Below are 24,693 nucleotides of genomic sequence, written 5' to 3' on the forward strand. Positions count from 1 at the left end.
CCGCACGACCAACTGTGAAGTCTTCTGCCAGGCATTTATCGGGTGGGCGGCCGTCCCGATAATCGATGCATAAGGTCAGGGCAGGGTACGCGGCGACCCGGTGGCGACGCGCCCGACCCGCAGGAAAAGGCGGAGGGCACGATGGATACGATGGCGTCCGACTGGGCGGCCTGCGTCACGGCCAGGCAGGATGCACCGGCGCTCGGCGTCCGGCGCGTCCGGGACGCGCGGGACGGAACGCCGATCCTCCTGCGTGCGATCGAGCCCGGCGATCTCGACATCGAACGCGAACTGGTCGACCGGCTGTCGAGCCGCAGCCGCTACATGAGGTTGATGTCCGCACGTAAGCCGACGGAAGACGAATTGATCCGATGGACCCGCATCGATCGCCGGCGGGAAGGCGCGGTGATCGCGACGATCCGCGCCGGCGGTCGCGAGCGTTTGATCGGCGTTGCGCGTTATGCGATTGACGATGGAGCAACCGAGATCGTCGAATGCGCGATCGTGATCGACGACGCATGGCAGCGGCAAGGGCTCGGCCGTATGCTGCTGTCGAGCCTGATCGATCTCGCGCGGCGCTCGGGCATGCGGCAGATGGTCGGCACGATGCTGACCGAGAACGATGCGATGAAAGGCCTTGCGCGTTCCGTCGGATTCACGCTGTCGCGTCAGCCGGGGAGTGCATTCGTGACGGATCTGCGGCTCGACCTGGATACCGTTGGGGAGCCTGACGAAGGGCGCTTGCAGGCATCCGGGCCGTCAGGACACGCGGCAAATCACGGGGATTCACCCGCTCTTGCCGGATCGTAGAACAACGCAAAGAGCTCGGATTGCGACCCGACACCGAGCTTTGCGTAGATATGCTTTTTATGCGCACGCACGGTCTCGAACGAGATCGACAGTTTCTCGCCGATCGCGCGCGACGAGAACCCGCTCAACGACAACATCGCCACTTCGATTTCGCGCGTCGTCAACGCACCGCGTCCGCTCTTGCCGGTCAGCGTGCCGAAGCGCGCGTGCGGATCGGGCAGCTCGCTTTCCGTTGCACGCGGCGCCTCCTTCGCGGCGAACGTCTCGAAGCGCAGGCGCTGCTGCATCAACGACAGCACCCACGGCGTGTACAGCGTGAGCAAGGCTATCTCGCGCTCGTCGTACTTGCTCGTCTTGCCGAGCGAAAAACCCAGCGTGTGATCGCGATCGATCACGACGTTGAAATGCACTTCGTCGCCGACGATGTTCTTCTTGAAATAGCGCTGGTAGTACTCGGTCATCCGGAAGTTGTCCGGCGCGACGTCGGCCAGCGTGTAGAAGCCCGACGCCTGCGTTTCGAATGCGGCGAGATAGAACGGATCGAGCTGGTAGAGCGCGGCAAGGTAGTCCTGGAACATCAGGTCGATCTTGCCGTCCGGCATCGCCTGTTCGGCGAGCACGAGCGGCGCGCCATCGCGTGCGAAACGCAGCGCGACCCAGTTGTCGAAAGCCAGGTGCCGTTCGAGCACGCGCGTGAGGCGCGCCCAGAAATGCGGGCCATCGAGCGCGTCGATGGCCGAACCAATCTCTCGATGAAAAGCGAGATCTCGCCATTCGAGGTCCATCGTGTGCTCCGGTGAGGGTAACCCTGGTGGGGAATTTCTGGTCAAAAATAATAACCCGATAATCGACCTCACTTCGACAGGCGGCGGTGGAGGCTGCTTTGCTCGACGAAGCGTCGTATGCGCGATGCAATGGATACGACACGCGAATGAAAGGGTATTGGAAGGAGTGGGCTTCATGCAGGTAGAACTCGCACAACTCGCGCTGGTCGACGGCGACGTCGCACACAACACGCGCAAGGTGATCGACACGATCCGGCGCGTCGATGTGGCAGGCGGCACGAAGCTGGTCGTGTTCCCCGAAACGACACTGTCGGGCTTCCCCACGCGTGACAACGTCGCCGATGTCGCGCAGACGCTCGACGGTCCCGCGTTGTCCGCGGTACGCGATGCGGCACGACAGAAGGGCGTCGCCGTCGCGGTCGGCCTCGCGGAACGCGACGGCGGACGGTTCTACAACAGCACGGTGCTCGTCGACGATCAGGGCGAGCTCGTGCTGCGCTATCGCAAGACCCATCTGTGGGCGTCGGATGTCGGCGTGTTCACGCCGGGCGACCGTTTCGTAACCTGTCCGTGGAATGGCCTGACGGTGGGCCTGCTGATCTGCTACGACATCGAATTCCCCGAGACGGCGCGCGCGATCGGTGCGCTCGATGCCGATCTGTTGATCGTCACCAACGGCAACATGGATCCGTTCGGCCCCGTGCATCGCCGTGCCATCGCGGCGCGTGCGATGGAGAACCAGATGTTCGCGCTGATGGTGAATCGCTGCGGCTCCGGTGATGACGACCTGACATTCGCCGGCCAGTCCGCACTGGTCGATCCGTTCGGCGAGAGCAGGCTCGAGCTCGGCCGGGACGAAGCCGTCGTGCAGACGAGCCTCGATCTGACGCGTCTCGAAGCAAGCCGCGAACACTACAGCTATCTGCACGACGCACGCGTGACACTCGGTCTCGCGCCCATCGAGCAGCCGAACGGACGCCGCGCGCTGATGATCGGCGCGCGCCGTCACCGCACCGGGTAATCCGGCTCACTCGCTGTTCCTCTGCGACATCGCACGGGCGTCACGCCCGGCGGTGCCGGCTCATTCCATTGAAAGGCCTGCCACAGGCACTCGATCGGCCTCGAAGGCCCAGGAGATAACATGCAAGCGTCGTCATCCCACGAACCCGCGCGCCTGAAGCGCACGCTCGGCTTGCCCTCCGTGCTGCTGTTCGGCCTCGCCTATATGGCGCCGCTGATTGTCTACGGTACGTACGGCGTGCTCGCCAAGGCCAGCGACGACACGGCCGCGCTCGCGTACCTGCTCGCTCTGGTGGCCATTGCGTTCACCGCGCTCAGCTACGGCAAGCTTGCACGGCTCTTTCCGGCGGCAGGTTCCGCTTACACATACACGCGCAAGACGTTCAACCCGCATCTGGGCTTCATGATCGGCTGGGCGACGCTGCTCGACTATTTTTTCCTGCCGATGGTGATCTGGCTGATCGGCGCGGCCTATCTGAACGCGGCATTTCCGCATGTGCCGACGTGGATCTGGATCGTCGCGTTCATCGTGCTGACGAGCGGCCTGAACATCGTCGGCATCGAACTGGCGGCACGCTTCAACATCGTGCTGATGATCGTGCAACTGGCGATCGTCGCGATGTTCGTCGTGCTGTGCTGGCACTACGCGTCGGCGGCGGCAGGCGCGGGCGGTATCGCGATGGCGGAGCCGTTCTTCAAGCCGCATGTGCCGTTCGGCGCGACGATGGCCGGTGCCGCGATCGCCGCGTACTCGTACCTCGGCTTCGACGCCGTATCGACGCTGACCGAGGAAACGATCGATCCGAAAAAGAACATGCCGCGCGCGATCCTGCTGATTGCGCTGATCGGTGGCGCGATCTTCGTGATCGCTGCGTACACGATGCAGCTCGCACACCCCGGCGTCGAGTTCAAGGACACGGATTCGGCTGCATTCGAAGTCGCGAGGATGATCGGCGGCGACCTGTTCGTGACGGTGTTCCTGGCAGGCCTGATCCTCGCGCAGTTCGCATCGGGCATCTCCGCGCAGGCGAGCGTCGGCCGGCTGCTGTATGCGATGGGCCGCGATGAAATCCTGCCGAAGCGGATCTTCGGGTTCATTCACCCGCGCTTCAAGACGCCCGCGATCAACATCACGCTGGCCGGCGTCGTCGGATTGATCGCGTTGAAGCTGGATGTCGCCACGTCGACGTCGTTCATCAACTTCGGTGCGTTCCTTGCCTTTACGGCCGTCAATCTGTGCGTGATTCGGCTGTACCTGTCGGGCAATCACGGCGGCGAGCGCAGGATCGGCGTGCTCGGCGGCATCGTCTTTCCGGTGATCGGCGCGGTGGCCGATATATGGCTGCTCGTCAGCCTCGAGAAGACGGCGCTCGTGCTCGGCGTCGTGTGGTTCGCGCTCGGGCTCGTGTATCTGTGCTGGATTACGCGGCTGTTTCGGCAGGCACCGCCGGAAGTGGCGATTTGACGGGACGCGACGAAACCGATGACCAGCCGGCCGCCGGTCAGCTTACGCGGCCCGAATGCGGACATCTCTATGTAGCCAAAAGCGGACATTTCTATCTAGCCGCTACAACGTGATGTCATACCCGGATTCAGATGTCGTAGCGCCAGCTAAATACAGATGTCGCATGTTTCATCGGCTTTCCATCCTTCAGCGTTGAAGTGCCAGGCCTGAAGCAGCAGGGCGCTTACGTTCACCCGCGGGCCTTCGCAGACCGCCGATTCGATTCAGATTGATGTGTTTGTGAAGCGACCTGCAAGATGGCTGCTTCGATATCAGCTTCCGTGAACGCACGCTGTTTCTTGGCACCGGGTAACGATGCCTTGGCTCGTACCGGTAGCCCTCGATTGGCTCGCGACGGGGAACCCGAGATCCGCCGGTTATCACGCTGCGCCTGAACCGCTTCAGCCACCTGCAGTGCGTGACTCAGACGCTTGTGCTCGATGATCGCGCCTTGATCGACCTCTGCCAGCTTGTCGTAAAGGCGACATCGCAATACCTCGCCATCGGTCCGTATTTCGACCCGGCCATCCGGGTACTCCCAGACGTCGATGTAGCGATGAATCAGCTTCCGATTCTCGAGCGTATCGTCCAACAGATACAGCACCCGGTCGTACAGCACCGTCAGCGACTTCGAAACTCGGCGCGTTTCGCGCCAGGTCAGCAATTGGTCCAGATTCTCGTCACCTCGCAGCGGCCGGTGCGCATTGAAGTCGCTGCGCGGTGGCTTGGCGAAGCGCGCGTTATACATGACGATGAAGGAGGGCACATAAGCATTGGCGTCGGCCACCGTGCTGATGCCGCGCAATCGCATCTCCTTGACCAGCCGGTCCTGCAGCGTCAGGTGTGCTCGCTCGACACGTCCCTTGGCCGAGCTGCTGTTCGCGCAGAACGTGTCGATGTTCAATTCATACATGGCCCGGCCAAACTGCGTCACGCTGCTGCCGGTCTTGCCCGCGGTTGCGCTGCGGAACACGCTGTACTTGTCGCTATAGAACGCCACCGGCTTGCCGTAACGCTCCAGATACGCCCGCGTGGCCTCGAAGTAGCTGAAGGTCGATTCGGTCGCCGTAAAGTGCAGATGCATCAACCGGCTCGTCGCGTCGTCGACGTACACCAGCAGCGTGCAGGCCGGCGCCCGTTCCTCGAACCATCGATGATCGCTACCGTCGATCTGGATCAGTTCGCCCAGGCAGGCCCGGCGCGCTCGCGGCTGGTAGACCTTGGGCGGCCGTTGCCGGCGCGGAATCCAGAGCCCAGCGTCTGTCATCAGCCTTCTGACCGTTTCCTTCGACAACTGCAGCCCATGGCACTCCCAGAGCTTCTCGCAGGCCAGCGTCGGCCCAAAATCGGCGTAGCGCTCACGAATCAGGCTCAAGGCGCGATGAGCGAGATCCTCAGGCAACTGATGGTTGCTGGCGTGGCCACGACGCTGCGAAACCAGCCCGACCGGGCCAGCGGCGCGATACCGGGCGACCAGCCGTTCAATCTGCCGTCGACTGATCCCAAGTCGCTCCGCGGCTCGCCAAGGCATCAGACGCTGCTCGATCACGGCTTCCACGACCTTCAGACGATCCAGCTCCCGCATGCTCATGGTGATCAGTCCAGGTTGGCCCACGATGCGCTCCGGCAGTTCGAACCGCCGCCAGCATGCGCCGAAACCCTCGAACTACGACATTTCAACTTTGCCCAGATGCGACATTACTACTTTGCTCTTACACGTGAACTATCGATAATTATGATTATGTCAAATACGATAAAGTCGACTGCACGGCGTGCTGCTAGCCAAGCATCCTCGCATTCGAACCTTGCACCTCCGCCCTTGCCTTGAGTAAAGCCGCCTGCCAGTCCAGCTCATTCCTCGTCGTCCCGGCGCGGGCCGCGCGCCGGGACCGGTTGCCGCCTGGCGGTTTCCTCCCTGTCAGAACCGGTACGTCGCCCCGATCTGGAAGAAGCGGCCAAGGTCCGTGTAGAGCGACTGGTCATAGCCAGTGATGTCGGGCACGGCTTGCCACTCGACGTCGAACGGCGGCTTCTTGTCGAAGAGGTTCGTGATGCCGCCGTAAATCGTCCAATGCTTGAAGCCGCGATAGTTGAACATGAGGTTGAACTGGCTGTACGACGCCACCGATCCCGTACCGCCGTCGCCGAATTCCGCGGCCACGGCGTTCGTATAGGGTCCCGTGTATTGCCAGGTCAGCGTGGTGGTCAGCTGCCGGTAGTCCCAGCTCAGGCTCGTGTTGCCCTTCCAGCGCGGGTTGCTCGCGCCGAACGGCTGCAGCAGCGCAAGGTTGTTGCCGGCGAAGTCCTGCGGTGCAGTTCCGGGGCTGTGCAGCTTGAAGTGCCACACATAGGCCCAGTCGCCTGCGAGCGTGAACGTGCCGTACTTGGTGCGCACCGCCTTGCGGAAGTTGAGATCGAAACCATCGGTGTCGAGCGCACCGAGGTTCACGAAATGCTGAACGAGGTAACGCACCGATCCGTCGGCGTTGCGCACGACGCGGGAGGGATCGTTGGCGACGAGCACCGCGTTCGGATCGTCGGTGCCGATGACGCCGTCGATGCGGACCTTGTAGAACGCCGCGCCGATATCGGTCATCGCATCGGGCGAAAGCTGGAAGCCGATGTTGTAGTTCTTCGTGTGCTCGGGCTGAAGATTCGGATTGCCCGCGACTTGCTCCGTCGTGAAGTGCTTCGTCGGCACACCGCTCGGATCGTTCGGATCGACGAGGTTCTGGTGAGAGAGATAGACGGCCTGCGAGTTTTCGACGAGGGTCGGCGCGCGGAAGCCGCGACTGTACGATGCATACGTCGTCAGCATCTGCACCGGCTGGAAACGCAGCGCAAAACTCGGCGAAAACGCCCCGCCGAAGTCGCTGTAGTGATCGTAGCGGCCCGCCTGCGTGAACGTCAGGTTGCGCAGGATCGGAATGTCGACCTGGTAGAACGCGGCGGCGACGTTGCGCGACCCCTCCACCGTCTGCACGTTCGCGGGCGCGGATACGCCCTGCGACGCGAGCGTCTGCGGGTTGATCGTCGACGATTCGTGGCGGAACTCGGTGCCCAGGCCCAGGCCGACCGGGCCGCCGGGCAGCGTGAAGAGATTCGACGTCGAGGCCTTGGCTGTCACGCTGTCGATCTTCGAGATGGCCTGCTGATCGTCGTCCGTGAAAACGCCGTTCAGGCCGTTTGGCGTGGCGGCCGGGTTCGAGAAGTTGTAGGTGCCGTTCGCGAGCATGTTCTCGAGGCCCGCGACGTTGATCCGGTTGCGATACGTCGTATCGACCGTGCTCTGCGAATGACCGTAATCGGCCGACCAGTCCCATGCGCCGAATCTGCCCGCATCGAACGAACCTTTGACGCCCGTGTTCGCCATCCAGAACGTCGATACCGTGTCCGCCCCCACGACGTTGCCCGGGAAGGTCAGGTTGATCGCCGTCGGCACACCGAACGGGTTATAGGGGTTGCTCACCGGTACGGTGCGCGGCAGCGGCGAAACGGACCCGGTCGCCGGGTTGTAGACGTTCGTCGTGCTCGAGATCGAGGCCGGTCCCTGCAGCTGGACGGTTTCATCGCGGCTCACCCAGAAGCCCGCATAGGCTTGCGTGTTGTCGTCGATCTTGAAGGTGGCGCGCACCTTCGCGTTCAGGCGCGTCGTGGACGGAACGAGCGATGTCGACGCGGCCGGGTTGTACGTGCAATTGGTCGCGCTCGTCTTGCTGCCCGGCGGGCACGGCGAAAGCGGCACCTTGGAGCCGTCCGCCAGCGACCAGTACGATTGCTGGTTCGGCCCGAGCGGCGCTGCCAGCCCGCCGGGATATTGCGTGAAGTCTTGCGCCGACGTCATGTCGCGATCGCCGAGCGTCGAGCCCGAATCGCGGTAATAGCTGGCGGCCGCGGTGACGTTGAAGCGGTCCGAATTCAGATCGCCGAAGCCGGCCAGTACGCTGAAGTTACCCTGCCCGTCGCCCGGATGCTGCGCCTTGCCGAGTTGGCCGTCGATCTGCAGGCCCTGAAAGTTCTTCTTCGTAATGATGTTGACGACGCCCGCGATCGCGTCGGAGCCATAGACGGATACCGCACCGGTCTTGACGATCTCGACGCGCTCCACCATGTTCAGCGGGATCGCGTTGACATCGAAGAACGTGTCGGTGAAGTTCACCGACTGCGCATAGTTCGCGACGCGCTGGCCGTCGACGAGCACGAGCGTGTATTTCTCGCTGAGCCCGCGCAACGCCATGCCGGCGCCGCCGGGGGCCGAGCTGTTCATCGTCGTCTGGCCCCAGCTGCTTGCGGAGTTGGCCGAGGTCGAACGCAGGAAATCGGCGACCGTCGTGTATCCGCTTTGCTGGATTTCCTTCGCGGTGATGACCTGCACTTCGGTGTGACCGACCTTGTCGGATGTGCGGATCAGCGAGCCCGTCACCTCGAACTTGTCGAGCTTCTTCACGGTCTGCCCGCCCGCGGTGGCGCCAGATGCCGGCGCGGGCGCGGCGGCGGCAGCGCTGCCGGTTTGCTCGGCGGCGACGCTCCCGTCGACAGGCGTTGTCTGCGCGTAAGCGGAGGTACCCAAAGCCGCCGTCAACGCGACTTCAGCCCATACGATGCTGCGTATTGCCGACCCCAAAGCCGTTGGTTTCATAACACCCCTCTGTCGTCGCAAGGCCTGACCTTTTTGTATGCACGGAGATTCGCCGGCCTTTAAATAGCGCTGCCCCGCTTTCCTGATTCATCATCTGGCGATCGCAACCATTCCGTTCGCCCGCTCATTTCTTTCAACGTTATTTCTTCTACTGCCACGCCGAATGAACTTGAATTACAAGAAACGGCATCCCTATTGAGTTAGGAAACCTAATTACATGATTCGATCTTTCCGCGCATCGAACGGCTGCAAAAAAGCTGCACCCTGGAACATTCGCACCATGGCGCCTCGTCAATTAGCCCGTACGCGTTGCCAGGAAAGGCAGCCGCTCGTTGAATGACTGCTTTACGCCTTCACTTTGAAAGCCTTAATACACGGAATCTTCATTACCGTTCACTACCAAAGTTTTACGTTGGACGCGAACATAGCAGGACAGAATCTATGCGTCAAAAAATATTTGATGCCACATAACTTTGTTTAGGTGCATTGAGCGCACTCGGTTGGTGCCGAATGAAAGCGATATGGTTCACCAGCCGATACCGTTGTCTTGTCTTCCTTGTTTGGCTGCTTTTCACCCCCTCGCGAATGCGCCGCAATGGAGCACACGGCCGGTACTCGTCAGCCAAAACTTTTTTGTTTAGCAAAGAGCGGGCACTCATCCTGAGAACAGATCGGACTCTTGATGGAGCAGCTCTTCGCGCACGTGCGCGGCGTCGCGCACCGGCGAGTTGACAGCCTTCGTGTGGAACACCCGTCGCGACCATCAATCGGTCTCCAGATTCCCGGGCGTTTCCACGCGCTGCGCGTCGCGCTTCGTCACCGCCGCATGCCGCCCGCGCCGGCCTATGGACACGACTACCCGAAACGCCACCGGCGCGAACACCAGCCCGAACACTGTCGCCGCCAGCACGCCCCCGAACGCGCCGATTCCGATCGAACGCCGGCTTTCCGCACCCGCGCCGGTCGCCAGCACCAACGGCACGACGCCGAGCAGAAACGCCATCGACGTCATCACGATCGGCCGAAACCGCGCAGCCGCCGCCTCCACCACCGCCTGCCGCAGCGGCACGCCGCGCCCGACGAGCTCACGCGCGAACTGCACGATCAGAATTGCATTCTTCGCTGACAACCCGATCACGGTAATCATCCCGACCTTGAAGTACACGTCGTTCGGCATCCCGCGCGCGAGCGCCGCCGCCAATGCCCCCACGATGCCGAGCGGCACGATCGTCAGCACCGACAACGGAATCGTCCAGCTTTCGTACAGCGCGGCAAGCGCCATGAACACCGCGAGCACCGACAACCCGACCAGCAGCGGCGTCTGCCGCGCGGCGATCCGCTCCTCGCGCGCCGCGTCCACCCAGTCGTAGCCGATCCCGGCCGGCAGCATCGCGGCAAGCCGCTCCATCTCCGTCATCGCCGCGCCCGAACTGGTGTGGGTCGCCGCCCGGCCGCTGACGTCGAGCGACGGATAGCCGTCGTAGCGATTCAGCATCACGGGGCCGACCGTCCAGTGCGGCGCGGCGATGGCCGACAGCGGCACCATGTCCCCCGTGCGGTTGGGCACCGTCAGCGCCATCAGTTGCGCGTCGGTCGCGCGTGCGGCCGGATCTGCCTCGATGATCACGCGGCGCATCCGGCCCGACGCCGGAAAATCGTTGATGTAGTTCGAGCCGAACGTACCGCCGAGCAGCCCCGCGATACGCTCGAACGGCACGCCAAGCGCATACGCCTTCGCGCGATCGACGTCGAGCTCGATGCGCGGCGCATCGGGCAAGTCCTCGAAATGCACGGACGCGAGCGCCGGGTCCGCCTTCGCGCGCGCGGCCATCTGCTCGCGAGCGGCCTTCAGCGTGTCGAGCCCGACCCCGCCACGATCCTCGAGACGGAACGTGAAGCCGTCCGCGTGACCGAGGCCGGGCACCGATGGCGGCAGCGTCGCTTGTACGTCGCCGTCGAGAATCCCGTCGAAGCGCCGGTTGAGGCGATCACGCAACGTCATCGCATCGACGTCGCGCTGCGTCCAGTCCTTCAACTCGACGAATGCCATCGCGACGTTCTGTCCGCTGCCCGCGAAACTCCAGCCGATCACGCTCGTCACGTTCGCGACGGCCCGCTCCGCGCGCAGAATCGCCTCGACGCGCTGGACGACCGCCACCGTGCGCGCTTGCGTCGCGCCAGCCGGCAACTGGATCATCACCTGCAGTTGCCCCTGGTCTTCGGTCGGCAGGAAGCCGCCCGGCATCATCCAGGACAGCAGCCCGCACACGGCCACGAGCGCGGCATAGAGGCCCGCGACCGTGCCCGTGCGGCGTACCGCCGACACGGTCACGCGCCGATAGCCGGCCTCGGCCCGCGCGAACGCGACGCCGAAGCGGTCGGCCAGGCGCGCGCCGAGGCTGCGTCGCGGCACGTGGGCGCCTTCGCGACGGCCGACCGGTTTCAGCAGATTCGCGCACAGCGCCGGCGTGAGCGACAGCGCCATGAACGACGACACGAGCATCGACGCGATCATCGACACCGCGAACTGCCGGTAAATGCCGCCGACGCTGCCCGGGAAGAACGCCATCGGCACGAACACGGCCGTCAGCACCGCCGTCACGCCGACGATCGCCCCGCCGATCCGCTTCATCGCGAGGCGCGTCGCCTCGCGCGGCGACACGCCCTCCTCCATCACGCGGTGCACGCTCTCGACCACGACGATCGCATCGTCGACGAGAATGCCGATCGCCAGCACGAGGCCGAACATCGTGAACACGTTGATCGACAGCCCGAACGCCCACATCGCGACGAACGCGCCCATCAGCGTGACCGGAATCACGACGGTCGGCACGAGCGTGTAGCGCAGCTCGCGCAGGAACAGCCACATCACGCAGAACACCAGCACGACGGCCTCGACGAGCGTCAGCACGACTTCCCGAAGGGCGATCGTCACGAAATGCGCGCCGTCGAATGGAATCTCGACCGCGACGCCCGGCGGCAGCGTCTTCGACAGCTCGGCAAGCCGCGCCCGAATCGCGTTCGACGTCTGGAGCGCGTTGCCGCGCGGGCCGAGCTGGATCCCGACGGTAGCCGCCGGGCGGCCGTTCAGCCGGGAATAGAACGAATAGTCGTCGCGGCCGATTTCGACGCGGGCGACGTCGGCGACACGCACCACCGAACCGTCCTGCTTCGACTTCAGCACGATCCGGCCGAACTCCTCCGGCGACGTCAGTTGCCCCTTGACGACGATCGTCGCGGTGAGCTGCTGGCCGCGCTCGAACGGCGCATCGCCGATCGCGCCGGCCGTGACCGTCGCGTTCTGCACGCCGATCGCGGCGATCACGTCGTCGGCGCCGAGGTCGTATTCGCGCAACTTGTTCGGATCGAGCCAGACCCGCAGCGCCTCGTCGGCGTCCCACAGCTGGGCCGCGCCGACGCCCGGCGCACGCTTCAGTTCGCGCAGCACGTAACGGTTCAGATAGTCGCCGAGCTGGGCGGAGTCGCGCGTGCCGTCGGTCGACGTCAGCGTGACGAGCATCAGGAACGTGTTGGCGGCCTTGAACACGCCGATGCCCTGCTGCACGACCTGCTGCGGCAGCCGCGGCTCGACCTGCTTCAGCCGGTTGTTGACGTCGACGAGCGCGATGTCCGGATCCGTGCCGGGCGCGAACGTCACGTCGATCTCGAGATTGCCGTGACCGTCGCTGCTCGTTTCGTAGTACTGCAGCCCGTCGGCGCCGTCGAGGCTTTCCTCGATGATGCTGCCGACGGCGCCGTCGACCGTCTCGGTCGACGCGCCCGGATAGGCCGCCGTGATCACGACGCGTGGCGGCGCAAGGCGCGGATACTGCGCGACCGGCAATTGCGGAATGGCGAGCACGCCCGCGACGACGATCGCGAGCGCGACGATCCACGCAAACACCGGGCGGTCGATGAAGAACGACGGCATCGGCGTGCGTCAGCGAACGGTGCGGGCGCGCCGCGCCCGCTTCACGTCAATCATCCGCGTCCCCTTCCCGCTGCCGCGGCCCCGGTTCCGGCGCGAGCATCGACGACGCGAGCAGCGCCTGCGTATACGGGTGGGACGGCGCGTGCAACACGTCGAGCGTATCGCCCTCCTCGACCACGCGCCCCGCCTTCATCACGATGACCCGATGGGCCATCGCACGCATCACCGCGAGATCGTGCGTGATGAACAGATAGCTCAGTTCATACTTCTTTTGCAGATTCGTCAGCAGATTCAGCACCTGCTTCTGGATCGACACGTCGAGTGCGCTCGTCGGCTCGTCCAGCACCAGCAACTCAGGCTCCACCGCCAGCGCGCGCGCGATCGCGATGCGCTGGCGCTGGCCGCCGGAAAATTCGTGTGGATAGCGAAGCATTGCCTCGGCCGGCAGGCCGACCTCCTGCAGCAAGGCCGCGACGCGCGCGCGCCGCGCGGCGCCGGCCACCGTCGGCCGGTGCACGGCGAGCCCCTCGCCGACGATCTGCTCGACCGTCATGCGCGGCGACAGCGAGCCGAACGGATCCTGGAACACGACCTGCATGCGGCCGTACAGCGCGCGCCGGCCGCGTGTCGTGCGCAGCGACGCCAGCGGCATGCCGTCGATCTCGATGCCGCCCGACGCCGGCCGCTGCAGGCCGAGCACGGCCGCCGCCAGCGTCGATTTCCCCGACCCCGATTCGCCGACGATCCCGAGCGTCTCGCCGCGCCGCAGGCTCAGCTTCACGTCGTGCACGGCCCGGAACGCCGTCTTGCCGAACGCCGCGCGCCAACCCTTCGCCGCGATGCGGTAATCGACGGCAAGCTGCTGGACATCGAGGATCGTCCGCGCGTCGGCCGCGACCGGCTCGACCGCGCGTTGCGGCGCGCTGTCGAGCAGCCGGCGCGTGTACGCGTGCCGCGGCGCGGCGAACAGCGCGCCGGTCGTGTTCGTCTCGACGAGCACGCCCCGCTCCATCACGGCCACGCGCTGCGCGAAGCGCCGCACGAGATTCAGGTCGTGCGTGATCAGCAGCACGGCCATCCCGCGCGCGGCGGCCTCCTGCTCCTGCAGCTCGATCAGCAGGTCGACGATCTGCTGGCGCACCGTCACGTCGAGCGCCGTCGTCGGCTCGTCCGCGAGCAACAGCCGCGGCCGGCACGCGAGCGCCATCGCGATCATCGCGCGCTGCCGCTGGCCGCCCGACAACTGGTGCGGAAAACTGTCGATGCGCCGTTCCGGCTCCGGAATTCCGGTGCGCCGCAGCAGCGCGATGCCGCGCTCGCGCGCGTCGCCCGCTCGCAGCCCCTCGTGCAGCCGCAGGCTCTCGGCGATCTGCTTGCCGATCGTATACAACGGGTTGAGTGCCGTCATCGGCTCCTGGAACACCATCGCGATATCGGCGCCGCGGATGCCGCGCATCTGCTGCTCGGTCTTCGCGAGCAGATCCTCGCCGTCGAACAGCATCTGGCCCGACAGCGTCGCCTGCTGCGCGAGCCGCAGAATCGACAGCGCCGTCACGCTCTTGCCCGAGCCGGACTCGCCGACGAGCGCCACGCGCTCGCCGCGCGCGACCGCGAGGTCAAGGTCCTGCACGGCGGCTTTCGCGCCGAAGTGCGCGGAGAACTGGCGGATCTCCAACAATGGCGTCGTCATCGTTGCTCCCCGCCGAAGGCCGAGCCGCGCGCGCGCATGTCGAGCGCGTTGCGCAGCGCGTCGCCCATGAACGTGAGCAGCAGCAGCGTGACGACCAGCGCCGAGAACGCGGAGATCGAGATCCACCACGCGTCGAGGTAGTTCTTGCCTTCCTGCAGCAGCTCGCCGAGGCTCGGCGTCGGCGGCTGCACGCCGAGGCCGAGGAAGTCGAGGCTCGTCAGCGACAGGATCGCCGCGCTCATCCGGAACGGCAGGAACGTGATCACCGGCGTCAGGCTGTTCGGCAGCACGTGCCGCCACATGATCTGCCAGTTCGACAGCCCCATCGTGCGCGCGGCCTTCACGTAGTCGAGCGCGCGGTTGCGCAGGAACTCCGCGCGCACGTAGTCGGACAGCACGAGCCAGCCGAACATCGACAGCAGGATGAACAGCAGCCACAGCGACGGTTCGAAGATCGACGCGAAGATGATCAGCAGGTACAGGTCGGGCAGCGCGCTCCAGATCTCGATCAGGCGTTGCCCGACGAGATCGGTACGTCCGCCGTGGAAGCCCTGCAGCGCGCCCGTCAGCACGCCGATCGCGACGCCCGAGACCGTCAGCGCGAACGCCATCAGCACCGACAGCCGAAATCCGTACAGCAGCCGCGCGAGCACGTCGCGGCCGAACTGGTCGGTGCCGAGCCAGTTGCTCGCGGACGGCGGCGCCGGGTACGGCCGCGACGCGAAATAATCGATCGTGTCGTAGCGGTAGCGGTTCGGCGGGTAGATCGCGAAGTTGCCGTGCGACTCGATCTTCGCGCGGATGTACGGATCGAGATAGTTGGTCTTCGCCGGGAAATCGCCGCCGAACTGCGTCTCCGGATAGTCTTTCACGATCGGGAAATAGAGGTGCCCGTCATAGCGCACCACGAGCGGCCGGTCGTTCGACAATCCGTCGGCCAGCAGGCTGAGTGCGAACAGCGTGGCAAAGATCACGAGGCTCCAGTAGCCGAGCCGCTGCGCGCGAAACCGCAGCCACGTGCGTCGCCACGGCGACGGCGACGCCGCGCACGCGACGGCGGCCGGATCAGTGGTCCAGCCGGCTGAACTGGATACGGGGGTCGACGAGGACATAGCAGATATCCGCGATAAGCTTGGTCAGCAGACCGATCAGGGTGAACAGGAACAGCGAGCCGAGCACGACCGGATAGTCGCGGCGGATCACCGAGTCGTACGACAGTTGCCCCATCCCGTCGAGCGAGAACAGCGTCTCGATCAGCAGGTTGCCGTTCAGGAACGCGCCGACGAATGCCGCCGGCAGCCCGGTGAGCAGCGGAATCGCCGCATTGCGCAGCACGTGCTTCCACAATACGTCGCGCTCCGGCGCGCCCTTCGCGCGCGCGGTCAGCACGTATTGCCGGCCGATTTCCTCGAGGAACGTGTTCTTCGTGAGAATCGTGACGATCGCGAAATTGCCGACGACCGACGCGGTGACCGGCATCGCGATGTGCCACAGATAGTCGAGGATCTGGCCGATCAGCGTCAGGTCGTCGAAGTTGTCCGACGTGAGCCCGCGCATCGGGAACACCTGCCAGAACGTGCCGCCGCCGAACAGCATCAGCAGCAGCACGCCGAGCACGAAGCCCGGCACGGCGTAGCCGGTCAGCACCAGCACGCTCGTCACGGTGTCGAACCGCGAGCCGTTGCGCACCGCCTTCGCGATGCCGAGCGGCACCGACACGAGATACGTGAGAATTACCGTCCACAGCCCGAGCGTGATCGACACCGGCAACTTCGAGCGGATCACCGCCCATACGCTGCGGTGCGCGAAATAGGATTGCCCGAGGTCGAACGTCGCGTAGCTTTTCAGCATCAGCGCGTAGCGTTCGAGCGGCGGCTTGTCGAAACCGAACTGCTTGCGGATCTGCTCGATCTGCTGCGGATCGACACCCTGGCTGCCGTGGTAGCCGCCCCCGCCTCCGCCCGCGTCGCCTCCACGCGCGCTGCCGTGGCGCAACTGCGCGAGCATTTGCTCCACCGGGCCACCCGGCACGAACTGCGTGACCGCGAATGTGATCGTCACGACGCCGATCAGCGTCGGAATCATCAGCAGCAGCCGCCTCACTATGTATGCCAGCATCGTTGCTCCCCCGTCAGGCCGCCGGAGCGGGTTGTGGTCGTGCGGCCGGCTTCTTCACGTACCAGTAGTCGACGATCCAGTCCTCGTACTGATAGGAAGCCGGCACGACCGCCGGATGGCCGAGCGTCGTCTTGTATGCGATCCGCGCGTTCGGCAGGTAGTACTGCGGGACCAGCACGTACAGGTTGATCAGCACGCGGTCGAGGGCGTGCGTGGCCGTCTCGAGATCGTCGAGCGTATCTGCCGCGAGCGCCGCGCGGATCAGCGCGTCGACGGCCTTCGACTTCACGCCCGGATAGTTCTCCGAGCCGGGCTGCGAGGCGGCTGCGCTGCCGAAGCGGCGCGTCAGCTCCGCGCCGGGGATCGTCACGGGCGAGTAGATATACGTCGTCATGTCGTACTCGAAATTGTCGAGCCGCTTCTGGTGGAGCGCGCTGTCGATCTCGTGCAGGTACGCGTGGATGCCGAGCGTCGCGAGCGCCTGCGTGTACGGCAGGATCAGACGATCCATGCCGGGCTCGTCGTCGATGATCTCGATCGTCATCGGCGTGCCGTTCGCGTCGCGCAGCGCGCCGTCGCGATAGTGCCAACCGGCCTGCGCGAGCAGGTCGCGCGCTTGCCTGAGGTTCGCGCGCAGCGAGCCGGGCGGCAGCGTCGACGGCTGTTTGACCATCGGGCCGAACACCTCCGGCGGCAACGTCGACCGGAACGGCTCCAGCAATGCGAGTTCCTTCGCGCTCGGCATGCCGGATGCCGCGAACGGGCTCGCGTCCCAGAAGCTGTTGGTGCGGCGATACTGCCCGTAGAACATCATCCGGCTCATCCAGTCGAAGTCGAATGCCAGCGCGAGCGCATGCCGCACGCGTACGTCCTGGAACATCGGCTTGCGCAGGTTCATCAGGAAACCCTGCATCTGCGCGGGGCCATCCGGGAATTCACCCTTCTTCAGCAGCCCGTTGCGGAAATTCTTGCCGACGTACTTGCGCGCCCACTGCGTCGAGCTGTACTCCACCCGCGCGTCCACGTCGCCGGCCTTGAACGCCTCGAGCGCCGTGTACTGGTCGAGGTACAACTTGAACGACACGCGTGCGAAGCGGAACATCCCGCGCCGCGACGGCAGGTTCGCGGCCCAGTAGTGCGGGTTGCGCACGTACGTGATCTGCTTGTCGTTCCTGCGCTGCTCGATCAGGTACGCGCCGCTCGCGATCGGCGGCACGTTCGCGATCTGGTCGAACGGCGGCCGCGTACCGTCCGCGCGCTGCCCCCACTTCGGCGAGAACACCGGCAGGTCGCCCGCGATCAGCGCCGCGTCGCGCTCCGCGTGCTGGAATTCGAAGCGGATCGCGTGCCGGTCGATCACCACCGCGCGCTTGATGATGGAGAACTGCGCGTTGTAGATCGGCGACGCCTGCGGGCTCGTCAGCGTGTCGAACGAATACTTGACGTCCGCCGCGGTGATCGCGTCGCCGTTCGAGAAGCGCGCGGCCGGATTGATGTGGAACGTGGCCGACAGCCCGTCGGGCGCCACCTCGACGTCGTCGGCGATCAGCGCGTATTCGGACGCGAGCTCGTCCCAGCTGCGCTGCATCAGCGTGTCGAACATCAGGTTCTTGATGTCCGGCGCGGGCGAGCCGCGCACGAGGAACGGGTTCAGCGAGTCGTAGCTCTGCGCTGTGTCGTAGTTTTCGAAATTGAGCGTGCCGGTGTCCGGCGCGTCGGGATCGGCATAATCGAAATGCGCGAAATTGGTCGGGTACTTCGGCTGATCGTATTGCGCGATCGCCGACACCGCGAGCGCCGCACGTGGCATGGCGCTACCCGACACGAGCAGCACGACGCATGCGAACAGCGCCGCGCGCGGCACGCCTGTCCATCGCCATTTCAACAGTTTCATGGTCGGTCTGTCCGAAAGCGTGCGGGCGTGATGCCTGCGCGCGGTAGATGCCGGTGCAGGATGCCGCGTGCCACCTGCATCCCACTGGTTGTTCGTGCTGAAAACGCGCCTGCGAACTGCATCGCCGCACGTCCCGGTTGCAGGCCGTCGTGGCGCCAGGCGAAAAAGGGCCGCTCCAAAAAATGGGGAGGTGGACGTGGAGCGGCCGGTCTAAAGCCCATCCGTGCATCGCAATCGGCATCAGAACTTGTAGGTCGCGCCAACCTGCGCGAATCGACCGACATACGTGTACAGCGACGTGTCGTAGCCCGTCTGGTAGCTCGCGTTCATGAAAACCGGGTCGAACGGCGGCGCACGATTGAAGATGTTGTCGATGCCCGCGTAGATCGTCCAATGCTTGAAGCCGGTGTAGCTGACCATCAGGTTGAACTGGCTGTACGACGCCACGCTGTCCTGCATGTTCGGATATTGGCCCGGCGACAGGATGGCCTGGCTGTACGGTCCCGTGAACATCCACGTCAACGTCGCGTTCCATTGGTTGTGGTAGTTCCAGTTCAGACTCGTGTTGCCCTTCCAGCGCGGGAAGCTGCCGCCGAACGGCTCGTTCAGCGAACCGTTGTTGCCCGCGAAGTCGGTCGTCTCGCCGCCCACCGGCATCTTGAAGTGCCACACGTAGGCCCAGTCGCCCGACAGCGTGAAAGTACCGATCTTGGTCGACACCGATTGGCGGAAGGTGGTCTCGAAGCCGTCCGTATCGAGCGACGACAGGTTCATGTACGGCAGCACGACATACGCGATCGAACCATTCGGATTACGGATCACCTTCGACGGATCGTTCTGGTCGACCACCGTCTGGATGTCTTCCGTGCCGATCACGTTGTCGATGTGGATCTTGTACCAGTCGAAGCCGAAATCGGTATTGCGGGTGGGCGACAGCTGGAAGCCGATGTTGTAGTTCTTGGTCCGCTCCGGCTGCAGCTTGCTGTTACCGGCCTGCACTTCCTCGACGAGGTTGTATGCGTTCGGATTGTTAGGATCGTTCGAATCGACCGCGCCCTGCGCGGCGTAGGTCCTCGACGAGGTGTTTTCGATCAGCGTCGGCGCGCGGAAGCCACGGTTGTACGAACCGTACATCGTCAGCTCGCGGATCGGCTGGAAGCGCAACGCGAAGCGCGGCGAGAACGCGCCACCGAAGTCGCTGTAGTGATCGTAGCGCCCCGACTGGCTGAACGTCAGGTTCTTCAGGATGGGAATGTCGATCTGGTAGTAGACCGCCGCGACGTTGCGCTCGCCGTTGACCGATTGCAGCGACGGCTGGATGAGCGTGCCGTTCGCGTAGTCCGCGCCCGTCCCGATGTATTGGCTCTGGTGCGTGAATTGCGTACCGAGACCCAGACCGACGTTACCCGTGGGCAACGTGAACAGGTTCGGCGTCGACAGCGTCGCATCGACGGCGTCGAGCTTCGTGATGGCCTGCGTCGACGTGCTTCCGTACAGCCCGTTCAACCCGTTCGGTGTCGACGATGGATTCGCGAAGTTGAATACGCCGTTCTGGACGATATTTTCGAGCGCGGCCGCGTTGATCAGGTTCGAATAGTTGTTCGACACCGTGTTCTGCGAATGCGTGTAGGACGCCGTCCAGTCCCAGTCACCCACGCGCGGCGTGCTGAACGATCCTTTCACACCCGTCGCGGCACGCCAGAAGTTGGAGCTCGTATGCACGGCCTGCGTGGCCGGGAATGCATAAACCAGCTTGGCCGGCACGCCAAACGGGTTATACGGGTTGCTGCCCGGCACGAGGTTCGAAATCGGGTTGAGACCGCCCGTCGCCGGATCATAGGTCTGCGTGCTGTTGCCGAGGCGGCCGACGAAGTTGTTCGTGACCGTCGTATTGTTGCTTTCCCAGAGATCGGCGAACGCCTGCATCGCGTCGCTGATCTTGAAGTCAGCGTGCACCTTCGCGCTCAGGCGTTCAGTCCACGGTGACAGCGACGATGCGTACGCGGTGTTGTTTGCGCAGACCGTGCCGGGACCGTTGACCTGCGCGACGGAGGTGCCCGGCACGGCCTGACCGCCGTTCGGACACGGGCTCAGCGGCACCTTCGCGCCGGTGGCCGGATTGCGCCAGTACGACACGCTCTGGTTCGACAGGCCGCCCGGGAAATTGGAGAAATCCTGGTTCTGCGTCATGTCGCGATCGGCGATCGAGATGCCGTTCGACTTGTAGTAGCTGAGCGCCGCCGTCACGTTGAAGCGGTCGGCGTTCAGGTCGCCGAAGCCGCCGAGGATGCTGAACTTCGTCGTGCCCTGGCCGCCTTCACCGTTCGTCGCACCGCCGTAGCTGCCTCCCAGCTCGAGACCCTGGAAGTTTTTCTTCGTGATGATGTTCACCACGCCCGCGATTGCGTCGGAACCATACTGAGACACCGCGCCTGTCTTGACGATTTCGATTCGGTCGATGATGTTCAGCGGCAGCGTGTTCAGGTCGAAGAACTGATCGCTGCCGTTCACCGCGAACGCATACGGTGACACCCGCATGCCGTCGATCAGCACCAGCGTGTACTTCTCGCTGAGGCCGCGCAATGCGATGCCTGCGCCGCCCGGCGCGAAGCTGTTCGTCGTCCCTTCGCTCCAGCTGCTTGCCGAATTCGCCGAGGTGCTGCGCAGGTAGTCGGCGACGCTGGTGTGGCCGCTGTTCTCGATGTCCTTGCTCGTGATGGTCTGAACCTGGTTGAAGCCGACCTTGTCGGCCTGCCGGATCAGCGAACCCGTCACTTCGAACCGCTTGATCTGCGCGACCTTGCCCTGTCCGTTCGCGCCGGGAGCGGCCGGCGTCGCCTCGGCTGCCGCACCGGATGCCGCGGCGCCCGTGGCGGCGACAGCGCCCGCCGTACCGTTCGCCTGCGCAACGGTCACGGGTGCGCCATTCGCGACCGCATCCGCGATCGATGCGGCGCCTGGCGCCGGCTGGCTCTGGGCAAACGCCGGCGGCACCAGCGCGGCCGTCAGCGCCAGTTCCGCCCAGACTATCCTCTTGATGGCCAACGCCAATACTCTCTGCTTCATCTCGTTCCCTCTCGCTCGTAGTAAGACCCCACCTGCTGTACGCCGGAACCTTGTGAATTCCTTGCGCGTCCTGGGCGCCCGTGTAACGGAACCCGCAATAGCCACCCTTCCGACCGCCACGACTCGAACGGATCGGCCTTGGGCACCCGTTCCGCCCGGCATCACCGTTTCTTTATATTTACTTCGTCATACTTACTACATGTCATGAGCGCACTTCCTGCTGCTTCCCGTTCGACATGCGGCGCCTGCCGCCTCCGCTAGAACAGTCTCGGCGTGCCGACCCAGACGATCACCGCTTCTTCGTCGGCCGTGTTGCGCCATGCATGCGGCATCGTCGATTCGTAGTGCGCGGTATCGCCCGCGTTGAGCGTGAACGTGCAATCCTCGAGCGTCAGCGCGACCTGCCCGCGCATCACGTAGACGAATTCCTCGCCCGCATGCGTCGTTATCTCGGACGGTGACTGCCCCGCCGGCATCCTGACGAGAATCGCGTCAAGCTTGCGGCCATCCACCAGGTTCGTCAGTCTGGCGAACAGGCTGGCCGAGTTCGCGAACTGGAAGTACTGCAGCGCGTTCCCGCGGCACACCGAACGCGCTTCCGTCGGCGTGTCGATGAAGTACTGCATCGTGACTCCCAGCGCGTGCGCGATCCGGACCAGCGACGTGATCGACGGCGTCGCGCGGCCACGCTCGACCTGCGACAGGAACGGCTTCGAAATACCCGCGATCCCGGCCGTCTCGTCAAGCGTGAGCTTCAGGCGCTGGCGCAGCGCCCGGATCTTGCTGCCCAGCGATACGGCGACCAGAACCGACTCATCAGGGGGCACAGTCATGGAATTGCGGAGCCTCGCAGTCGAAACCGGTTTGATGTCGGCCGTCCTTGCCCGATGCGATGACGCGGCCGTCGCGGCGCGGCACCGTCGCCGCGCACCCGCGAGTGTTTCGCCTATTTCATTCGTGTTACTAATTAACAAGATTTCCCCTGTCTCTCTTCATGTCCGACCGTCAAGGACTTGTACTTCCATCGCGCCACGCTGCTCGTCAATTGCGTGCGCGTCGCATGCCGTCTCGACCTTGCGCTGCGCTACCGGGACGCCACCGCCGTCCACAGCTTCGCCAGATCCGCCGACCCGTCGTTACCCTTCACCGTGCGCAGCACCTGGACCGCATGCGCCTTCTGGCCGGCCACGTAGTACGCCTCGCCGAGCCGCAGCCGCGCGGCATCGGGATGCTCGAGTCCGCCTTTCGCGATCACCTGCTCCATCATCGACAGCCCCTGCGCCGCATGGCCCGCGAACACCAGATTCATGCCGGCATCGATCGGCGCCACCGGGTTGGCGGCGTCCGCACCCGACTGCGCACGCTTGGCAGCCAGCGCCTGCAGCCGTTTCTCGCGCTCCGCCTGTGCATCCTTGCCCAGCACGCCGGACGCGAATCCCTGGTCGATCACCTGCCTGCCCTCGGCCGGCGTTCCCGCCACCAGCGCGAGCTGCGTCATCTCCATGTAGGCGTCGGCCGTCGACAGCGAGCCCGTCGCCCTGCGCAACCGGTAGATGTCGAGGTCGAGCGACGACAGGTAACCGGGGCTGCCGCGAATGGCCGAGATCATGTCCTCCCAGTACGCGGGGCTCGGATGAAAAGCCACCAGCATGCCGAGCGCGTTGCGATAGGCAACGGCGTCCTTGCTCTTTTGCGCACAGGTCGCCAGCATCTGCAGCTGGCCCTCGTCCGGCGCGTGGCCGGCCTTGGCCTGTGCCTCCGTGCTCGCCTTCAACTGGCTCACGACCTGGCCGCAATCGTTCGACAGGTAATACGACTGCGTGAGCAGCGTGCGCATGTCCGGATCCGTGCCGCCCGCCTTCAGGTAGCGCTGGGCGACGCGGATCGCCTGCGGATAGTTCTTCTGCTGGAAGTAGATTCCCGCGAGCGCCGCCGTCGTCCGCTGCTCGTCCGCGCCCGACAGGCGCCCCGAGTTCAGCACGGTTTCGTAGGCCTGCGCGGCCACGCCGGTATCGCCGGCCGCCATCGCCGCCGCGCCGCGCGTCGCTTCCACCATGTAGGTTTCGTACGGCGTGCGGTTGGGCACGGCGGCCGCCTGCGCGATCTTGCCGAGCGCATCGCGATACCTGTGCGCGCGATACAGGTCCTGCGCCGCGGCCAGCGGCTTCGCCACGTCGGGCCGCAACGCATCGGCCGCCCACGCCGGCCGGCCGAGCACGCAGGCCGCACCGAGCGCCGTCAGCGCCATCATCCGTTTCCATCGTCGCTGGTTCATCGGTCCGCCTGTCCCGTCATTGCATGAACTGCTCGTTTCCGATCAGGCCGATCTTCGTCGCGCCCACGCGCTGCGCGGACGCCAGTACGGCCGCCACGTCCTTGTACGGCGCCAGCTTGTTCGCCCGCAGATGGATCTCCGCCTGCACGGGCTCGTGCGCGACCGCCGTCAGCTTCGTCTCGAGTGCCGCGCGGTCCGGCACCGGCGCGCCGTTCCACGTCGTCGTACCGTCGAAGTCGATGTCGATCTGCACCACTTCCGGCGGCGTGGCGGGCGGCGGCGGGTTGCCCACCGGCAGGTCCATCTTCACCGAATGCATCTGGATCGGGATCGTGATGATCAGCATGATCAGCAGCACCAGCATCACGTCGATCAGCGGCGTGGTGTTGATGTCGACCATCACGTCCGGCTCGCCGCCGCTCCCGCCCGAAGGCACGTTCATTCCCATCGTCTGCTCCTGTCGATGCCTGATCTGATCCCATGCGTCGTCGTCAATCGGAATCGGCGCGTATGCCGTTCCCATGCAAGGCTAACCACCCCGCGCCGGCGGTTCTGTAATGAACGACACCTTCGCGATACCCGCTCGCTCGCACATCGTGACGACCCGGCCGATGAACTCGTAGCGCGTGTTCTGGTCGCCCCGTACGTGCACGCTCGGCTGCGGCTGCTGCTGCGACACACCCTTCAGCTTCGCGAGCAACGCCGACGCATCCACCCGTTGTTCGCCCCAGAAGAAATCGCCGTCGCGATTCACCGCGATCTCGACGCTCTTCGGCGTGGTCTGCAGCGGCTGTACGACCTCCTTCGGCAACTGCAGCTGGATCGTGTGCGTGACGACCGGAATCGTGATCAGGAAAATGATCAGCAACACCAGCATCACGTCGACGAGCGGCGTCGTGTTGATGTTCGCGATCACCTCGTCGCTTTCGTCCTGCCCGACGTTCATGCCCATCGCGCGCCT

Annotated in this window: 16 protein-coding genes; 3 read left to right on the forward strand and 13 right to left on the reverse strand. The window is 64.8% G+C overall.

The genetic code is table 11. The features are described from left to right. The first annotated feature begins 42 nt into the window (after window positions 1–42). The gene (locus tag CFB35_RS08550) at window positions 43–810 is read left to right on the forward strand and encodes a GNAT family N-acetyltransferase (protein WP_179231722.1); all 768 of its coding nucleotides are present in this window, start codon (window positions 43–45) and stop codon (window positions 808–810) included. Here the strand turns inward: CFB35_RS08550 and CFB35_RS08555 are convergent. Next, entirely contained in the window at window positions 777–1,595 is an 819-nt protein-coding gene (locus CFB35_RS08555) for a response regulator transcription factor (RefSeq protein ID WP_089464770.1), read from the reverse strand. The two genes, CFB35_RS08550 and CFB35_RS08555, sit on opposite strands and share 34 nt — an antisense overlap. 175 nt (window positions 1,596–1,770) lie before the next feature. Between CFB35_RS08555 and CFB35_RS08560 the strand changes: the two genes are divergently transcribed. Then, window positions 1,771–2,616: a carbon-nitrogen hydrolase family protein gene (locus CFB35_RS08560; protein ID WP_089464983.1), complete on the forward strand. Its 846-nt coding sequence runs from the start codon at window positions 1,771–1,773 to the stop codon at window positions 2,614–2,616. Between the two features lie 120 nt (window positions 2,617–2,736). Further along, a complete protein-coding gene (locus CFB35_RS08565) occupies window positions 2,737–4,080 on the forward strand; it encodes an APC family permease (protein WP_059585370.1) in 1,344 nt (447 codons plus the stop codon). A 229-nt stretch (window positions 4,081–4,309) separates the two neighbouring features. Here CFB35_RS08565 and CFB35_RS08570 read toward each other — a convergent pair whose 3' ends face one another. The 12 genes from CFB35_RS08570 to CFB35_RS08630 all read right to left on the reverse strand — a co-directional run bounded on the left by CFB35_RS08570 (window position 4,310) and on the right by CFB35_RS08630 (window position 24,684). Continuing rightward, on the reverse strand, window positions 4,310–5,710 hold the full coding sequence (locus tag CFB35_RS08570) for an ISNCY family transposase (protein ID WP_059578342.1): 1,401 nt from the start codon (window positions 5,708–5,710) through the stop codon (window positions 4,310–4,312). Window positions 5,711–6,037: 327 nt separating this feature from the next. Further along, on the reverse strand, window positions 6,038–8,758 hold the full coding sequence (locus tag CFB35_RS08580; RefSeq protein WP_059583399.1) for a TonB-dependent siderophore receptor: 2,721 nt from the start codon (window positions 8,756–8,758) through the stop codon (window positions 6,038–6,040). 763 nt (window positions 8,759–9,521) lie between these two features. Further along, the gene (locus CFB35_RS08585; protein ID WP_089464771.1) at window positions 9,522–12,689 is read right to left on the reverse strand and encodes a multidrug efflux RND transporter permease subunit; all 3,168 of its coding nucleotides are present in this window, start codon (window positions 12,687–12,689) and stop codon (window positions 9,522–9,524) included. A 46-nt stretch (window positions 12,690–12,735) separates the two neighbouring features. Continuing rightward, window positions 12,736–14,379 (reverse strand): ABC transporter ATP-binding protein, encoded by a 1,644-nt coding sequence (locus CFB35_RS08590; RefSeq protein WP_059583403.1) that lies wholly within the window; start codon window positions 14,377–14,379, stop codon window positions 12,736–12,738. After that, window positions 14,376–15,491 carry an ABC transporter permease gene (locus CFB35_RS08595; protein WP_059583404.1) on the reverse strand — a complete coding sequence of 372 codons (1,116 nt, stop codon included), beginning with the start codon at window positions 15,489–15,491 and terminating at the stop codon, window positions 14,376–14,378. The genes CFB35_RS08590 and CFB35_RS08595 overlap by 4 nt, the downstream gene beginning before the upstream one ends. After that, the gene (locus CFB35_RS08600; protein ID WP_059583406.1) at window positions 15,445–16,497 is read right to left on the reverse strand and encodes a microcin C ABC transporter permease YejB; all 1,053 of its coding nucleotides are present in this window, start codon (window positions 16,495–16,497) and stop codon (window positions 15,445–15,447) included. The genes CFB35_RS08595 and CFB35_RS08600 overlap by 47 nt, the downstream gene beginning before the upstream one ends. A 13-nt stretch (window positions 16,498–16,510) precedes the next feature. Further along, window positions 16,511–18,391 carry an extracellular solute-binding protein gene (locus CFB35_RS08605; protein ID WP_089464772.1) on the reverse strand — a complete coding sequence of 627 codons (1,881 nt, stop codon included), beginning with the start codon at window positions 18,389–18,391 and terminating at the stop codon, window positions 16,511–16,513. Between the two features lie 240 nt (window positions 18,392–18,631). Next, a complete protein-coding gene (locus tag CFB35_RS08610) occupies window positions 18,632–21,457 on the reverse strand; it encodes a TonB-dependent receptor (RefSeq protein ID WP_059583409.1) in 2,826 nt (941 codons plus the stop codon). Between the two features lie 257 nt (window positions 21,458–21,714). Beyond that, window positions 21,715–22,290 (reverse strand): helix-turn-helix domain-containing protein, encoded by a 576-nt coding sequence (locus CFB35_RS08615; RefSeq protein WP_059645851.1) that lies wholly within the window; start codon window positions 22,288–22,290, stop codon window positions 21,715–21,717. Between the two features lie 251 nt (window positions 22,291–22,541). Next, window positions 22,542–23,732: a tetratricopeptide repeat protein gene (locus CFB35_RS08620; protein ID WP_060009768.1), complete on the reverse strand. Its 1,191-nt coding sequence runs from the start codon at window positions 23,730–23,732 to the stop codon at window positions 22,542–22,544. A gap of 16 nt (window positions 23,733–23,748) precedes the next feature. Then, on the reverse strand, window positions 23,749–24,180 hold the full coding sequence (locus CFB35_RS08625) for a biopolymer transporter ExbD (protein ID WP_059583519.1): 432 nt from the start codon (window positions 24,178–24,180) through the stop codon (window positions 23,749–23,751). Window positions 24,181–24,261: 81 nt separating this feature from the next. Continuing rightward, window positions 24,262–24,684 carry a biopolymer transporter ExbD gene (locus CFB35_RS08630; protein ID WP_059645854.1) on the reverse strand — a complete coding sequence of 141 codons (423 nt, stop codon included), beginning with the start codon at window positions 24,682–24,684 and terminating at the stop codon, window positions 24,262–24,264. Between the last annotated feature and the right edge of the window lie 9 nt (window positions 24,685–24,693).

The sequence above is a fragment of the Burkholderia sp. AU16482 genome, assembly GCF_002223285.1.
GTDB lineage: Bacteria > Pseudomonadota > Gammaproteobacteria > Burkholderiales > Burkholderiaceae > Burkholderia > Burkholderia semiarida.

Bases quoted from the DNA above. Each gene is read 5' to 3' on its own strand.
- CFB35_RS08625 (WP_059583519.1), bottom strand. From the start codon at position 24,180: ATGGGAATGAACGTGCCTTCGGGCGGGAGCGGCGGCGAGCCGGACGTG.
- CFB35_RS08615 (WP_059645851.1), bottom strand. From the start codon at position 22,290: ATGACTGTGCCCCCTGATGAGTCGGTTCTGGTCGCCGTATCGCTGGGC.
- CFB35_RS08585 (WP_089464771.1), bottom strand. From the start codon at position 12,689: ATGCCGTCGTTCTTCATCGACCGCCCGGTGTTTGCGTGGATCGTCGCG.
- CFB35_RS08565 (WP_059585370.1), top strand. From the start codon at position 2,737: ATGCAAGCGTCGTCATCCCACGAACCCGCGCGCCTGAAGCGCACGCTC.
- CFB35_RS08605 (WP_089464772.1), bottom strand. From the start codon at position 18,391: ATGAAACTGTTGAAATGGCGATGGACAGGCGTGCCGCGCGCGGCGCTG.
- CFB35_RS08560 (WP_089464983.1), top strand. From the start codon at position 1,771: ATGCAGGTAGAACTCGCACAACTCGCGCTGGTCGACGGCGACGTCGCA.
- CFB35_RS08595 (WP_059583404.1), bottom strand. From the start codon at position 15,491: ATGTCCTCGTCGACCCCCGTATCCAGTTCAGCCGGCTGGACCACTGAT.
- CFB35_RS08580 (WP_059583399.1), bottom strand. From the start codon at position 8,758: ATGAAACCAACGGCTTTGGGGTCGGCAATACGCAGCATCGTATGGGCT.
- CFB35_RS08610 (WP_059583409.1), bottom strand. From the start codon at position 21,457: ATGAAGCAGAGAGTATTGGCGTTGGCCATCAAGAGGATAGTCTGGGCG.
- CFB35_RS08590 (WP_059583403.1), bottom strand. From the start codon at position 14,379: ATGACGACGCCATTGTTGGAGATCCGCCAGTTCTCCGCGCACTTCGGC.
- CFB35_RS08620 (WP_060009768.1), bottom strand. From the start codon at position 23,732: ATGAACCAGCGACGATGGAAACGGATGATGGCGCTGACGGCGCTCGGT.
- CFB35_RS08630 (WP_059645854.1), bottom strand. From the start codon at position 24,684: ATGGGCATGAACGTCGGGCAGGACGAAAGCGACGAGGTGATCGCGAAC.
- CFB35_RS08570 (WP_059578342.1), bottom strand. From the start codon at position 5,710: ATGAGCATGCGGGAGCTGGATCGTCTGAAGGTCGTGGAAGCCGTGATC.
- CFB35_RS08600 (WP_059583406.1), bottom strand. From the start codon at position 16,497: ATGCTGGCATACATAGTGAGGCGGCTGCTGCTGATGATTCCGACGCTG.
- CFB35_RS08555 (WP_089464770.1), bottom strand. From the start codon at position 1,595: ATGGACCTCGAATGGCGAGATCTCGCTTTTCATCGAGAGATTGGTTCG.